Source organism: Streptomyces sp. NPDC059564 (genome assembly GCF_042735575.1).
In the GTDB taxonomy this organism is placed as follows: Bacteria; Actinomycetota; Actinomycetes; order Streptomycetales; family Streptomycetaceae; genus Streptomyces.
The window spans coordinates 23279-36571 of sequence record NZ_JBHWBP010000046.1 but is presented as its reverse complement, the minus strand read 5'-3'; the positions used below and the strand labels follow the sequence as shown (position 1 = coordinate 36571).

Annotated in this window: 11 protein-coding genes and 2 pseudogenes; 5 read left to right on the top strand and 8 right to left on the bottom strand. The window is 71.7% G+C overall.

Annotated features, from left to right (window positions below; all coding sequences use genetic code 11):
- Positions 1-233, bottom strand: a pseudogene (locus tag ACFV0Q_RS11760) (alpha-galactosidase); the annotation flags it as partial.
- Between the two features lie 288 nt (positions 234-521).
- Between ACFV0Q_RS11760 and ACFV0Q_RS11755 the strand changes: the two are divergent.
- Both ACFV0Q_RS11755 and galT read left to right on the top strand, forming a co-directional pair.
- A complete protein-coding gene (locus ACFV0Q_RS11755) occupies positions 522-1334 on the top strand; it encodes a DeoR/GlpR family DNA-binding transcription regulator (RefSeq protein WP_385004027.1) in 813 nt (270 codons plus the stop codon).
- The gene (galT, locus tag ACFV0Q_RS11750; RefSeq protein WP_385004025.1) at positions 1331-2365 is read left to right on the top strand and encodes a galactose-1-phosphate uridylyltransferase; all 1035 of its coding nucleotides are present in this window, start codon (positions 1331-1333) and stop codon (positions 2363-2365) included. The genes ACFV0Q_RS11755 and galT overlap by 4 nt, the downstream gene beginning before the upstream one ends.
- Before the next feature lie 17 nt (positions 2366-2382).
- Here galT and ACFV0Q_RS11745 read toward each other — a convergent pair whose 3' ends face one another.
- Complete coding sequence (locus ACFV0Q_RS11745; RefSeq protein ID WP_385004023.1) at positions 2383-3630, bottom strand: MFS transporter; 1248 nt, start codon at positions 3628-3630, stop codon at positions 2383-2385.
- A gap of 77 nt (positions 3631-3707) precedes the next feature.
- Here ACFV0Q_RS11745 and ACFV0Q_RS11740 point away from each other — a divergent pair.
- The 3 genes and pseudogenes from ACFV0Q_RS11740 to ACFV0Q_RS11730 all read left to right on the top strand — a co-directional run.
- A pseudogene (locus ACFV0Q_RS11740) lies at positions 3708-4604 on the top strand (DUF5937 family protein); the annotation flags it as partial.
- Between the two features lie 198 nt (positions 4605-4802).
- Positions 4803-5447 carry an ArsR/SmtB family transcription factor gene (locus ACFV0Q_RS11735; protein WP_385004031.1) on the top strand — a complete coding sequence of 215 codons (645 nt, stop codon included), beginning with the start codon at positions 4803-4805 and terminating at the stop codon, positions 5445-5447.
- Complete coding sequence (locus tag ACFV0Q_RS11730) at positions 5444-6808, top strand: MFS transporter (RefSeq protein WP_385004021.1); 1365 nt, start codon at positions 5444-5446, stop codon at positions 6806-6808. The genes ACFV0Q_RS11735 and ACFV0Q_RS11730 overlap by 4 nt, the downstream gene beginning before the upstream one ends.
- 31 nt (positions 6809-6839) lie before the next feature.
- Here the strand turns inward: ACFV0Q_RS11730 and ACFV0Q_RS11725 are convergent, their stop codons facing one another.
- The 6 genes from ACFV0Q_RS11725 to ACFV0Q_RS11700 all read right to left on the bottom strand — a co-directional run bounded on the left by ACFV0Q_RS11725 (position 6840) and on the right by ACFV0Q_RS11700 (position 13166).
- Positions 6840-7868 (bottom strand): S66 peptidase family protein, encoded by a 1029-nt coding sequence (locus ACFV0Q_RS11725; RefSeq protein WP_385004019.1) that lies wholly within the window; start codon positions 7866-7868, stop codon positions 6840-6842.
- 54 nt (positions 7869-7922) lie between these two features.
- Complete coding sequence (locus ACFV0Q_RS11720) at positions 7923-8345, bottom strand: secondary thiamine-phosphate synthase enzyme YjbQ (protein WP_385004017.1); 423 nt, start codon at positions 8343-8345, stop codon at positions 7923-7925.
- Between the two features lie 108 nt (positions 8346-8453).
- On the bottom strand, positions 8454-8687 hold the full coding sequence (locus ACFV0Q_RS11715) for a hypothetical protein (RefSeq protein WP_385004015.1): 234 nt from the start codon (positions 8685-8687) through the stop codon (positions 8454-8456).
- 663 nt (positions 8688-9350) lie between these two features.
- Entirely contained in the window at positions 9351-10133 is a 783-nt protein-coding gene (locus ACFV0Q_RS11710; RefSeq protein WP_385004013.1) for a lysophospholipid acyltransferase family protein, read from the bottom strand.
- Between the two features lie 138 nt (positions 10134-10271).
- Positions 10272-11675: a hypothetical protein gene (locus ACFV0Q_RS11705; protein WP_385004011.1), complete on the bottom strand. Its 1404-nt coding sequence runs from the start codon at positions 11673-11675 to the stop codon at positions 10272-10274.
- Positions 11676-11702: 27 nt separating this feature from the next.
- A complete protein-coding gene (locus tag ACFV0Q_RS11700) occupies positions 11703-13166 on the bottom strand; it encodes a hypothetical protein (RefSeq protein WP_385004009.1) in 1464 nt (487 codons plus the stop codon).
- Positions 13167-13293: the final 127 nt, after the last annotated feature.

Genomic DNA, 13293 nt, shown 5'->3' with positions numbered 1-13293 from the left:
ATGTCCTTGACCATCGCCTCGTTGAAATCGGCCCGGCAGTGGGTCGAATTCCAGTTGTTGAACCCCATGGGCGGGGTGAGCGCCTGACCGTCGGCCGCGGCGGCCGCCGGAGCGGCGCCGGCCAGGACCGATGCGCCGGCCAGTGCGGCCGTACCTGCCACCGGGGCCAGGAGCGGCAGTGCGGTGAGGAGCGCCGTCAGGCGGCGGGCGAGGGCGGTTCGGACCGTGTCCACAGATGACCTCCGGGGCTGGGGATCTGGGAAAGCGTGCGTGCGGAAGGGAGCGATGGACGCTTGCGCACCCCGCAGAAACCATCAAGAGCGAACGAATTTCAACGGGAAGGCACACATCACACCGCCATTGCGGTGCCATGTCAAGAAGGTGAACCGTATGATTCCCAGCCCCAGTTGGCCCTGTCGGCGCTCGCTTCGGCGGCGTTGAAGTTTGTTGACCTCTGTTGGATCGCCGGGGATAGTGTGCGTATATCGGGGGCACGCGTCCCCGAGGAGAGGAACCGAAGCATGGCCGATCCCGGCAGCCTGCTGGCCCATCAGCGCCGCGCCCTCATCCTCGAGGAGGTGCGCCGGCGGGGTGGGGTGCGGGTCAACGAGCTGACCCGCACCCTGAACGTGTCCGACATGACCGTCCGCCGAGATCTCGACATCCTCGCCCGCGAGGGCTGGTTGCGGAAGGTTCACGGCGGCGCGGTGCTCGGCGAGGAACCCAGCAGCCACGAGCCCGGATTCGAGACCAAGGCGGAGTGGGAGACGGCGGCGAAGAACGCCATCGCCCGCGCCGCCGCGGCCCTGGTCGCCCCCGGTTCCGCCATCGCGCTCTCCGCGGGCACCACGACCCATGCCCTGGCCAGGGAGCTCACCGAGGTCCCGGACCTCACGGTGGTCACCAACTCGATCCGAACGGCGGGGGTGTTCGAGGCCGCCGGCCGCACCGGCAGTACCCCCACCGTCATCCTCACGGGTGGAATCCGCACCCCGTCCGACGCGCTCGTCGGGCCCATCGCGGACCAGGCCATCCGGTCCCTGCACGTCGACGTGCTCTTCCTCGGCTGCCACGGCCTCGGCCTCACCACCGGCCTCACCACACCGAACCTCGCCGAGGCGGAGACCAACCGCACCTTCCTGGGCTCGGCGCGACGCACCGTACTCCTGGCCGACCAGACCAAGTGGTCGAGCGTGGGCCTCACCACCTTCGCCACACTGGACCAGATCGACGTACTGGTCACCGACAACCTGCCCAAGGACGAGGCGGCGGCCGTCACCGAGCGGGTCGGTGACGTGCTGCTGGCTCCCGGACCGGCCGAGGGCACCCTGTGAACAAGACGCGTACGACGCTCTCCGACGGACGCACCCTCCTCTACTACGGGGGCAGGGCCACGGCGGAGGAGGCCGTACGCGACCACCCCGACACCCGTGACCTGCCGTCCACCGTCACCACCTCCGAGCGCCGCCGCGACCGGCTCCTCGACGAGTGGGTGCTGATGGCCTCCCACCGCCAGGGCCGGACCCACCTCCCGCCCGCCGACCAGTGCCCGCTCTGCCCCTCCGCGCCCGGACGGCCCACCGAGATCCCGGCCCCCGACTACGAGGTCGCCGTCTTCGAGAACCGCTTCCCGGCGCTGGCCGGACCCGGCGGGGGCCGGTGCGAGGTCGTCTGCTTCAGCCCCGACCACGACGCCTCCTTCGTCGATCTCAGCGCCGAGCAGGTCCGTACCGTCATCGCGGCCCTCGCCGACCGCACCGCCGAACTCGCCGGGCTCCCCGGCGTCGAGCAGGTCTACTGCTTCGAGAACCGGGGCCGCGAGATCGGCGTGACCCTCGCCCACCCCCACGGACAGGTGTACGCACTGCCCGTGCTCACCCCGCACACCCGGCGCATGCTGGACACGGTGACCCGCCACCACGAGGCGACCGGGCGCAACCTCTTCGACGACGTGCGCGACGACGCGCTCGCCGACGGACGCAGGGTCGTACGGACCGGGGAACACTGGAGCGCGTTCGTACCGGAGGCCGCCCGCTGGCCGTACGAGGTGCACCTCTACCCGCATCGGCGGGTCCCCGACCTGCCCGCCCTGACCGAGGCCGAGCGGGCCGAACTCGCCGAGCTCCTCCTCGACCTCCTCGGCCGCTTCGACCGGCTCTTCCCCACTCCCGCGCCCTACATCGCGGCATGGCACCAGGCCCCCGTACGCACCGGGCGGGACCTGTACGCGTGCCATCTGGAGCTGTTCACCACCCGCCGGGCCGCCGACAAACTGAAGTACCTGGCCGGAACCGAATCGGGCATGGGCCAGTTCGTCAACGACATCGCCCCCGAACAGGCCGCCGCCCGCCTGCGCGAGCTCTGACCCTCGGCCGCCGCCGGCTACTTCCCGGGGGCCTGCCCCGCGCGGACCGGCAGGTGGCCGTCGGACCGAGCCCAGCCCGGCCACAGCGCGACGGCAGTGGCAACGGCGGCACCCCCGGCAGCGGTGACGGCCATGCCGTATCCGGTCCACTCGGCGAGCGCCCCGAAGAGCAGGGGGCCGATGCCCTGAAGGACCATCAACCCCGTGCCCAGCAGGGTGAAGGCCTGTCCGATGAGTACGGTCGGCGCGGCATCCCGGAATCGTCCTTGCACGCCCAGCATGTAGGCGTTCCCCACACCGGCCAGAGCGAGCAGCGCGGCGCAGATCACGAGCGACGGCTCGAACACGAAACCCAGAAAGGCGATCCCGGCGAGTGCCATGAGCGGCATGACGAGCCGCACGCGGACCGCCGGCCGCACCAGACGGCCCATCAGGAGGTCCCCGAAGACCATGCCGACGGGCAGGGCGGCCAGGAGCAGGCTCGCGGCGGTGACGGAGAATCCGCGAGCTCGCGCGTACGGGATGACCAGGCTCTCTACCCCGGCGATGAACGCCGGCGGCAGCCACTGCGCCAGGAACAGCGAGCGCACCGCGCGCTCCCTCAGCAGCACGCTCGTACCGGACCAGCTCCGTCGCACAAGCGTTCCGGCCGCGCTGCCTCCGGCTGGGAGATCGGGCATGCCCAGGCGGACGACGAGCGCCGCGATGAGATGGCAGAGCGCCCCGGCCAGCAGCGCACCCGGGATGCCGAGCCACGCGACGAGCAGTCCGCCGGCCGCCAGCGCGACCAACTGGCCGCCGGACATGGTCAGACCGGCCAGCGAGCGGCCCAGTACGTAGGCGTCGCCCTGGAGCGACTGGGCGATGACCTTGCTGGTCGCACCCCGGAAGGCAGGGGTGAGCGCGCCGAGGAGGGCCACGAGGAGCAGGCCGCCGCCGACCGGCAGGGGTGCCAGCGCCACCACTGCGCCGACCGCGCATTCGAGGCCGTGACCGGCCACGATGAGGGGCCGCGGGCGTAGCCGGTCCGGCAATGCCCCCAGCAGCACCCCGCCGATGGCTTGCGGGGCGAAGGCCGCGCCGTAGCTGAGGGCGGTGAGGAAGGCGGACCCCGTTACGTCGTACACCAGGAGCGACAGGGCCACCATGCGGAGCGTCGTGCCGAGCACTGCCGCCAGATTGGCGCCGAAGAGGAGGCGGAAGACCGGGTTGGCGAAGACTTCGCGGTAGGTGGCGGGGGCAGTCGTGGTATCGCTCGGGGTCATGGCGAGAAGCGTGCCGCTGAGCCGATCGCCGGGCCAGTCTTTCGCATGGGTGCGAAACAACGAGGGGATGGGGACAGATGCTTCGACTCGGAGTGCGCGCCGAGGATCTCCTGCGCACGCGGTTCGCGCTGTCACCGTTGACGGAGTTGACCCGTCTGCTCCGGCTCTTGAGCGACGGAGCGCGATCGGCGCCGTCGGCAGGGTGGACCGGCCGGTTGGCGCCGACCTACCGCCGCCTGCTGCGTGAGACGGATCTGCACGCCGTTCTCTGCCTGGAGTCCCGGCGGGGCGGTGTCGGATTCATCAACCAGCCACCGGCCGGTATGGCGCAGACATGGGCGCAGGACCTCGCCGCGATCAAAGCGACACCCCCTCGGCAGGCGCGGGAGGAGATCGACCGATGGCTGGCCGGGCATCCGGTTCGCGACGAGCGCTCTCTGCGTGTCCTGCGGGGCGGCGACGCCGTCGACCGCATCGCCGACACCCTCGACGAGGCCTGGCACGCGCTGCTGGCTCCCGACTGGCATCGGCTGAAAGCGATGTGCGAGCACGACGTGGTGCACCGCGCCGGCCGCCTGTCCCGATTCGGCTGGGCAGCGGCACTGGACGGCCTGCACGATCGGGTGCGCTGGCACGACGGTGCCATCGAGCTGAAGGGCCATCCGCCCCGCAGCCCGGTCTCGCTGGAGGGCGACGGCCTCCTCCTGGTGCCGTCCGTGTTCGTCTGGCCCGGCCTCGTCGTACACGTCGACGAACCGTGGCCCAAGGCACTGATCTACCCGGCCCGCGGTGTGGCCGCCCTGTGGCAGACCTCCGCCGATGCCGACCCGGCAGCGCTGTGGGCGCTCATCGGCGCGCCTCGGGCGCAGCTGCTGGCCGCACTGGAACAGCCGGCCACCACGACGCAACTCGTCGCCATGCTCGGCATGACGCTCGGCGCGGCCGGCCGGCATCTGGCCGTCCTCCGCGAAGCGGGGATGATCGACCGCGCCCGCTCAGGACGATCCGTGCTCTACCAGCGCACGCCCCTGGGCAACGCGCTCGCCGCCGCCGCGGCACCTGTGACACACGACCGTCACCGCCCGAAGGGCGCGGGGCTGCCGGCCAACTTCCCCAAAGAAGTTCTGCAAAAAGACTTTTGGAAAACCTCCGGGGCGTTCTACCCTCCCGTCATGATCAGCGAAGAGCGGAAACGCGTACTCGATCCCGAGCAGGACGCGGCAGCCCTGAAGGCGCTCACGCACCCTCTGCGCATCCGGCTGCTCGGGATGCTGCGCCAGGACGGGCCGGCGACCGCGAGTGAACTCGCGGTCAGGACCGGGGAGTCGTCCGCTTCCACCAGCTATCACCTGCGCGTTCTGGCGAAGTACGCGTTCGTCGCCGAGGCCGAGCACCGAGACGGGCGGGAGCGCCGCTGGCAGGCGGTGCACGCTGCGACCGCCTGGAGCAATGAAGCCATGGACGCCACACCGGGCAGCCGCGCCTACGTCAGCCTGTCGCGCAGGACCCAGATCGAGCACCTGGGAGCCTCCCTCGTCCGCCACGAGGCCGACATCGCCGAGGGACGGCTGGGGCCGGAGTGGGTGGAGCGGTCCGGCATCAGTGACCTGATGCCCCGTCTGACTCCCGAGTCCCTCACCGAACTCTGGGAGGTGATCGACCGGACGGTGAACGAACTGACCACCCGCGACGCGGGGGATCCGCGCGCCGCGCAGGTCGTGCTCCTCACCGCCGGGCTGCCCCTGGCTCCGCGCGACCCCGGCGCAGAACCGGACGCCTCCGCCCCCGCGGATACAGAGTCGGAGGACGTGTCGTGACGGGCCCGCTGGACATACGCGGCGCACGCCGCCGCTACGTCACGGTCTGCGTTCTGTTCTGGCTGCCGCTGGGACTGACCATCGCACCCCTGATCCTGCTGCTCACCGAGCGCGGCATGGCCATGGCGGCCATCGCCGGCTTCTTCGCCGCACACTCCCTCACCGCCGCCGCGCTGGAACTGCCCACCGGAGGACTGTCCGACGTCCTCGGACGCCGCGCCGTACTGGCCGCCGCCGGCCTGCTGAACCTCACTGCCCTCACCCTTCAAGGACTGGGCACCACCGGCTGGGTGCTCGGATTCGGCATGGTGCTGATGGGCGCGGGCCGCGCCCTGTCCAGCGGACCGGCCGAAGCCTGGTACGTCGACACCGTCCACGCGCACTCCGGTCCCGGCGCCGAACTGCGCACCGGCCTGGCCCGCGGCGCCTCCGCGACATCCGCCGCACTCGCAGCCGGCACCCTGCTCGGCGGCACCCTTCCCTGGCTGCTCGGACTCGGCCCCGACCTCGGCGCCCGACTGAGCGGAGCAACCTCCGGACTGGTGCTGCCCCTTTCCGTGCCCCTGCTCCTGGGCGCGGCGGTCGAGATCGCCTTCGTGCTGTACGTCCTGGCCGCTCTGCCCGAGCCGCCCAGGCCGGCGGCCACCCTGGGCGACGTACTCCGGGGCATCCCGGCCACCGTCGCGGGCGGACTGCGCCTGGGCCGACGCGACGCCCTCGTGCGCAGGGTGCTCCTCAGCGCGGGAGCCGCCGGCAGCGCCCTGGCCGCGATCGAACTGCTCACACCGGGCCGTGCCGCAGCCCTTACCGGTGCGTCGGAGTCAGGTGCGGTGCTCTTCGCCGCACTCGCCTGTGCCGGATTCGTCTGCTCCGCCATCGGAAGCCACCTCGCACCGCTGACCGCCCGGCTCGCGGGCAGCGGCGAGCGCGCCGTCCTGGTGAGCCTCGGCACCAGCGCGAGTGGCCTGCTCCTGCTGGGCGCCACCGCGGCGTCCACGGGAGTCGGCTCCATGGTCCTCGCGGCCATCGGCTACGGCCTGGTCTACGTCGGGCTCGGCGCTGCGGGCCCGAGCGAGAACGACGTCCTGCACCACCGTGTCGCCGGTTCGGGCCGCGCCACCGCGCTGTCCGTCCAGTCCCTCGCCATGCAGCTGACGGGAGCGCTCACCGGCTTGATCATCAGTGTCCTTCCGCCCAGTCCACTGCCCTGGCTGCTGGGAGGCGCCGTGCTCCTGGCAGGAGCTCTCCTGTGGACCTGCCGCGGCGAGCCCACCGCCCCGGGCCTCGACGGCGCCGATCTGCGCCACCCGGATGCCGATCACCCTCACCAGGACGACCTGATGGCCGGGCGCACCCAATAGAACCCCGTACGCGAACGAGCGCCCGAGGCCGTCAGGCCAAGGTCTGGGTGAGTTCGCTCCGCGTCGGCGTGTGGACCAGTCGGCCGTGCGCCCCGTTGACGATCGGCATGTACGGCGGGAGGTGGCCGCACTCCATGTCGGCGATGATCGGCACGTTCAAGGGGCCGAGCGCGTCCAGCACGGCCTGGTGCTGGGACAGTGAAGGGGAGTCCGGTGCCGGGGTCCGTGCGACGAGCACCGCGTTCGCCGCGTCGAAGAAGCCGGCCAACCGCATGCCGTGGAGGTTCCGGCAGATGGTGAAGGCGTCATCGCCGCCGGCCTCCACGTACACCAGGAGCCCGTCCCTGGCCTCGGTCCGTGCGAAGGCGGACACGTCGAGATAGCCGGTCCCGGTGAGGTTGCACAGGGTTTCGATGCAGCCCCCGATCAGCCGGCCCTCGACGTCCACGTCTCCGCTTCCGTCCAGCCGTGTCCACGTGCCAGGGGCGTCGAGCGTGAATTCCCGTACCTCGGGCTGGGCGGCGAAGTCGTCCCAGCCGGTGGATCTGTGGTGGCCGGGCGGGATCTGTGTGAACCGGTGCCCCCGTGGTGCGCTGACGATGTCGAGCCAGGAGACCAGCCCCTCGGGGGTCCGGTAAGGAGTGTCCATGAGGTTGTTGCCGTGAATGCTCGCGGCCCCGGTGAGGAGGGTGAGCGGGGTGATGACGGTCGACATGTCGGAGAACCCCACGAGCCAGGTCGGTTCAGCGGCGCGCAGCCGGTCCCAGTCGAGCAGCGGCAAGACGTCGATCGCCAGCTCCCCGCCCCACGGCGGCACCACAGCACGGATTTCGGGATCGGTCAGCATCGACATCAGTTCGTCCGCGCGCGCGGCGGCGGGGGCACTGACATGTCCCGAGCCGTCCATGCACTGTCCGAGGACCACCTCGAATCCGCGTGCCTCCACGTCGCGGATGGCCACGTGCAGGCGCTCGCGGAGCTTCTCGTCGACTCCGCTGGAGGGAGAGGTGATTCCGACGCGGTCACCGGGGCGCAAGGGGCGCGGATATCGAACTGACATGCGCTGAATTTTGGCACGGCACCGTGTCGGCGCGCAGAGGGTTTCAGCGCACGTTCATCCGAGGAAGCTGAGGCGGACCGTGCGGTGGGGGTTGTCCTGGTTGGTGTCGACCAGGACCACCGACTGCCACGTCCCCAGGGCGAGTTCGCCCCTGACGACCGGGAGCGTGGCGTGCGGGGGTACCAGTGCGGGCAGTACGTGGTCGCGTCCGTGGCCGGGGGAACCGTGCCGGTGCCGCCAGCGGTCGTCCGGGGGGAGGAGGGAACGCAGGGCGTCGAGCAGGTCGTCGTCGCTGCCCGCGCCCGTCTCGATGACGGCGAGTCCCGCCGTCGCGTGCGGGGTGAACACGTTCAGCAGTCCGTCTCGCCCGCCGGCCGTCTCCCGCAGGAATGCGGCGCATGCGGCCGTCAGATCGTGGATGGTCTCCGTGGAACCGGTCGTGACCTCGATGGTGCGTGTGGCGAATCCGTTTACCATGCGGCCATCCTCGCGCGGTGCGGTCCGCTCTACTCGCCGGTAGGCGCGTCTTGACGACATGCGACGCTGTGCGGACCGTCCGTGGTCCGCACAGCGTGGCTTGGTTCGTCAGCAGTCGTCGCCGTAGCCTCCGCCCCAGTCGTCATCGTCGTCGTACCCGCCGTGGCCGTAGCCGTTGTCATCGTCCCAACCGCCGCCGTGGCTGTAGGTGGAGACGGAGGTGACCGGGTGGGCGGGTGCTGCGGCCGAAGCCGTACCTGCGGCGCCCAGAGCGGCGCCACCAGCCATCAGAACGCCGATGGCGGACACCGCGAAGAGCCGCTTCACTCTCAGTGCTTGCATGGTTCAGAACCCTTCTCGTTGTTCTGTCACTCACTGCTGCACGAAATTTGTCATTCCTCCTCTCGGGCAAAATGTACGGAGGTCTTACGTGTGACCGGGTTGAATGTGATGAGTGCGTATCCGCCGTCAACATGGCCTTGTCGGGCCACGGACCACTGGGCTGGACCGCGAATTCTCAAGCCTCGCGCGTAACCGCGGGCGAGGACGGTTCCCGCGATGGCGGGCGTCTTCTCCTCATGATAGTCACCGTCCCGCGACTCGTCATCTCGGGTCGCGAACCGGGTTTGAGCGGTGACTCGGCGACCGGCCTCAGGCTTTCGGCCCTGTCTCGAATTCCGGCGGCTGGAGCCCGGTGATGCACCCGGTCTTCGGGAGGGTGATTTCCTGGGCGCACGGGGATGCCGCGAAGGCCACGTGGGCGACGATTCCGGTGAGGATGACCGGCCGCCGTGCGCGCTGAAGCGAGCCGTGAAGTGCCCTGTGATCGCGTTCCTCTGCCGACATCCACGGCTGCCCGACCCTGCACGGAGCCAAGGAGTCGGGCGGATCGCACACAAGGGACGATACCGGGCGCCGCTGGTGGGCGCACACGGGCCGACGTAACACCTGGTCGGGGGACCGGTTCCGGCTCCACCGGCCCGGACGGCGGGCGCAGGTGTGGTGTCAGTCGAACAGGTTCTCCCGCTCGGCCAGTTCGCGGTCGATCAGTTCCTGGACGGCCGTACGCGTGGTCTCGCCGAGCTGCCGGGCGGCGTCCCGGCGGGCGGTCAGGCCGTCGGGCCGGGCCGGCGCCGGGATCGGCAGCCCGATGGTGATCGTCCAGTTCGACGGCAGCGGGAACGGCGTGGTGACCGGGAAGTACGGCACGCCGAGGAGCCGGGCGAGGGTCGGCACCTCGCCGAGCTTGGGGCACGCCTCCTCCGCACCGACGATCCCGACCGGGAGCACCGGGGCCCCCGCGCGGATGGCGGCGACCGCGAAGCCGGGGCTGAAGGACCGCAGCCGGTACCGCTCGGTGAACGGTTTCTCCAGGCCTGCGATGCCCTCCGGGTACACCCCGACCAGTCGCCCCGCGTTGAGGTGGTCGACCCCGGCCGTCGGACCGATCGGGAGCGCGCCGTTGCGGCGCGCGTGCTGCCCCAGGATGGGGGTGCGGAAGACGAACGGGGCCGCGAGGAAGTGCACGCGCCGGTCCAGCGTCCTGCTCAGGACCTTGGACAGCACGAACGCGTCGAGGCCCCAGGCGCCGGAGTGGTTGACGGCGAGCACGGCCGGGCCCTCCGCGGGGATGTTGTCCAGGCCGATCGCGACCACCCGGAAGTAGTCGTCGACGAGCCAGTCGAGGAGGCGGTCCCACGCCACCCCGCCGGCATCGCCCAGCAACCGTCTGACGGAACCGAGTTCCGCCCCGGTCGCCTTGATCATCTCGGCCACACTGTCCCTCACGCTCGGACCTCACTTTCACATCGCACATCATCGACAGGGTGTCGGCGAGACGGGTTTTCGCCGGTTGAACGTCCGGGACGGCTGTTGATCACGGCCGATCGGGACAGAAGGACGCGCGGTCGTCCGTTCGAGGGAAGGTCACTCCGACAGTCGCCTCGCGGCACGCCGTACGTCGGCGGCCGCCCTCGAACAGCGGTCGGCGTGGTCGAGGAGGGACATGCGGAACCGTTCGCCGACCTCGCTCCCGTTCCAGCCGGTATCGGCGGCGCAGGCGGCGAGGCTCTCCGCGTGCCGGTCCAGCCGGTCCGCGCCGCCCCGCCCCAACGCCCCGTACGCGGAAAGCGGCGCGGCGTGCCGGTTCGGAGGCCCGTCGAGGGCCACGACCACGGTCCGGGGATCGAGGGTGTCCGGCAGCCGGTCCACGGCGAACCGCGGAGCGAGGAGCACGGGGCGCGCCCCGGTGGTGATCCCGCGGACGAGTTCACGGCCGACGAGCGCGGCGAACCGTGCGGCGCCGCAGCCGGACGGGTTCCCGCACAGCGCCCACGCCGGATCCGTACGCTCCCCTTCCACGCGCTGCCCCAACAGCGGTGGGGCGTACAGGATTTCCTCCCCGGCTTCGATCACCGGGCCGCCGTCTGCGCCCAGCGGCGCGCGCACCGGGTACACCACGGCGGACAGCGGAGCGTAGCGGTCCAGGACCCGGTCCACGGCCTCCTCGGGCGAGGCGGCGCCGGCGGCCAGCACGGCCAGGGCCTGGAGCGCCGACACGCTGGTGGCCGTCGACACCAGGGCCAGCGCGTGCGCGACGGCCAGGTCCGGTTCCGGGGCGCCCCGGCCCCGGGCCGCCATCCGCCCGGCCAGGGAGCCGGGCCCGGGATGGGCCAGGTACGGCGCCAGCCGCCGTCGCACGGCGGCCGCCCGCACCTCGTACGCACGGCCGCCCGCGGCGTCCGCCGCCGCCGTGACCATCTCGCTCAGCAGGGTGTCCTCGGCGGCGTCGGCCCCCAGCACCACGCGCCGGCTCAGCCGCAGCACGGCGTCGTGCCAGTGGTCCCCGTCCAGGGTGCCGTCCTCCCGCCGGGCAGCGATCACCGGAGCCAGGTGCTCGGCCACCTGGGCGGTCAGCCCGTCGAGTTCGTCCTCCGTCAGCACCTCCCACGCGCCCTCCGGCGCCGCGTGCGGTGACAGTCCGTACGGGCGTCCGTCGTCGGCGAGTCCGTACGCGCTCCCCAGCGCCCCGGCACCGTCGGCACGGGTCAGCAGGCTCTCGGCGTCCGCCCGCGTCAGCGGTACGAGGAAGGTCCCGAAGGGCGTGCGCAGCCGCACCGGCCGCCCGTCGTCCCGGCGGCCCCGCAGGTGCGCGACCAGCCGGCGCGTCAGCCCTTCGCGGGTCAGCGCGTCCAGACCGAGCGTGCGCGCGGGCAGGTCCGCCCACGGCAGGCGCCGGGCCACCAGTGCGGCGCTGAACAGCACGTTCTCCAGGGGCGCGGCCGTCTCGGGTCGCGACGCCGTCGTGGCCGGGCCGTCGGCAGGGGTCATCGGTCGGTCTCCCTCGTGGTCACGCGGTCACTTGTCGCGGAGCATGTACGGCTGGTTCCCCACGACTTCGCCGTCGTAGGCCTCGATCAGTTCGTTCACCCGGTCGCGGTGGGGCGCCATCTCCCCGCGCAGGCTGTCGGAGTACGCCTGCGGCGCGTGCGACAGCGGGTAGTCGTAGGACTCGTCCAGCCAGGTCAGTTCGACCCAGCCGGCGGGGACGGCGTGGGGCGAGGCGGGCCCGCGCCCGTCGAGCGTCGAGATCACGTCGTGCTTGTTGACCAGGCTGATCACCCGGGTGGTGTGGTCAGCGGGGCGCTTGGTGTCGATGGGGGAGCCGAACGTGATCACGTGCGTGATCCGGTAGGTGGACGCCAGCTCCACGTCCATCGCCAGGTTCATCGCGGTCAGCCCGCCCAGGCTGTGTCCGACGAACATCAGCTCCGACCCGTCCGGCACCCCCGCCCGCCGCAGCAGCTGCCGCGCGGCGCGCGTGTACGTCGTGTCGGAGCGCACGAACCCGTTGAAGGCGCCGACGAGGTCCTGCGGCGTGTTGTTGCTCGGCAGCAAGAAGCTCGTACCGGGCAGCAGCAGCACGTACCTGACCTGCCCGTCGGCGCATTCGACGCGACGCAGCAGCACCAGGCCGTGGTTGCCGAGGGCGCCGATGTCGTTGATGTAGCTGACGATGTCGTTGCGGGACGTCGTGAGGACCTTCGCCAGGATGGAGTCCGGCTCGGTCCGCTCCGCCCGACCGGGGCCCGGATCGAGGTACCCGAGCAGCGACCTCGGCAGTCCGAAGAAGGGATCCGTGGTGGGCACGCCGCCGGCGAGGGTCACCCAGGAGAAGTCGTCGTTGACCGGATTCTCGTCGAGCAGCCCCAGCAGGGCCAGCAGCTCCGTGATCACGGGGCTGACGGTCGTCAGGGCGCGGGTCACGCCCAGCCGCTCGACCAGCGCGTGGAGAGCGCGCAGCGCCTTCCACCGGTTCCCCTCCACCATGGCGTCGGTGAGCCGCCTCGCCAGGGCCGAGTCGAGGTTCGGGTGCGCTACCGCCGCCGCCTCGATCCTCAGCGCGAAGGCGTCCACGGCCATGGCCACCGCGGCCGGGCGGCGGTGGGTCACGGTCCCGGCCGTCCGGGCCAGCTCCCCGACGAGTCCGCCGTTGGCACCGAAACCGAGCCCCGAAGGGCTGGTCAGCGCCTTGGCACAGGACACCGCCGCGCCGAGCGCCCACCCGGGACGGCGTACGGCGGCCAGTCCGAGCCGCCAACTGCTCAACGCCCCGGTCAGGTCCGCGCCGGCCCGCCTCGCGGTGTGGGCCGCCTCCGCCAGCAACACGGACGCGGCGATCAGGAGTTCCGGGTCGGGCCGCCCCGCCGCCGGCCCGGCCGTACCGGAGACGGAGCCGAGCCGGTCGGCGCGGGGCCCGGCCTGCCCCGGAATGGGCTGGGCTGTGTCCGGCGTCGCTCCATCGGCCACCTGAGACGTCACGGTCCTCCCTCTCATCACTGTGCGGCCGCTTCACCGCGCTGCCCCTTTTCGCGAGGCAGAGTGGCATCGAAAGTGATCCACTCCGAGCCGCCGTGAGGCCGTCGACGGGCACGGTTCCGGTCGCCGG